The sequence below is a fragment of the Nisaea sp. genome, from assembly GCF_017640745.1.
Classification (GTDB): domain Bacteria; phylum Pseudomonadota; class Alphaproteobacteria; order Thalassobaculales; family Thalassobaculaceae; genus Nisaea.
On record NZ_JAEPQA010000071.1, the window covers coordinates 1 to 659 of the forward strand.

The 659-nt window shown below is 64.0% G+C and carries 1 protein-coding gene; it reads left to right on the plus strand.

The genetic code is table 11. The annotated features are described in order from the left end of the window. Positions 1-659 (plus strand): calcium-binding protein (locus JJ959_RS21275; protein ID WP_292888484.1); only part of this gene is annotated, 659 nt, incomplete at both ends.

Sequence of the window (659 nt, forward strand, 5' to 3'; positions counted from 1 at the left end):
GTCGGGCAACGACCTGCTGTTCGGCAATGCCGGTGCGGACATTCTCTATGCCCTGTCGGACGGCGCGGATACGCTGTACGGCGGTGCCGGCAACGACACGCTGTTCGCCGGATCCGGTTCGGACCTGCTGTTCGGCAATGACGGCGACGACAGCCTTGACGCCAATACGCTGGGCAACCAGGCGTCCATGACGCTTGATGGTGGTGCCGGTAACGACTCCATCACCGGTGACCTCGGTGCTGACGTGATCACCGGCGGCAGCGGTGCGGATGTCGTGGTCGGCAATGCCGGCAACGACATCGCCTATGGCGGCGACGGTGCTGACTCCATCACCGGTTCGGCTGGTGCGGATACGCTGTACGGCGATGCCCAGAACGACCTGATCACCGGCGGTGCAGGCACCGACCTGGTCTACGGTGGTTCGGCCGACGACATCCTCTACGGTGACAATGCCGGTACGGGCTCCTCGAACACCGCCAACATCGTTTACGGTGGTGACGGCAACGACACGCTCTACGCCGGTGGCACCGCGAGCGACTTCCTGTACGGCGATGCCGGCGCGGACCGCTTCGGCTTCAACGCGGTGACCACCATTTCGTTCGCCTCGGTCAGCTCGCATCTGGTCTACGGCTACACCAAGGGTAGCGACAATATCGTGC